This is a genomic window from Paraburkholderia sp. SIMBA_053 (assembly GCF_046534895.1).
GTDB lineage: Bacteria > Pseudomonadota > Gammaproteobacteria > Burkholderiales > Burkholderiaceae > Paraburkholderia > Paraburkholderia caledonica.
Genome location: NZ_JAWRXU010001637.1, coordinates 1 through 238, shown reverse-complemented (window position 1 = coordinate 238; position 238 = coordinate 1). Strand labels below are relative to the sequence as shown.

Below are 238 nucleotides of genomic sequence, written 5' to 3'. Positions count from 1 at the left end.
CGGCGGCGGCATGAAGAAGTTGCGCAGCCAGGCGGCGAGCCGCGTGAATACGTCATACGGCTCTTCGACGAAAATCTCCGGCTTCAGGAGCCGCAGATATTCCATGATCTGCTGCGCTTCCTGTTTCTGGAACGAGCCGTGCGAAATACCCAGACGCAGCAGGCCGCGCAATTCGCCGAGCTTTTCGCGCGCGGCGCTGCCCACGCTGGTTTCGCACGCGACCTTCGCCTCGTACACC

General features: G+C 62.6%; 1 protein-coding gene. It reads right to left on the bottom strand.

The window, feature by feature from the left end; genetic code table 11:
* A partial coding sequence (locus SB753_RS41105; protein WP_410805684.1) for a DUF4088 family protein occupies nucleotides 1–238 on the bottom strand: 238 nt, incomplete at both ends.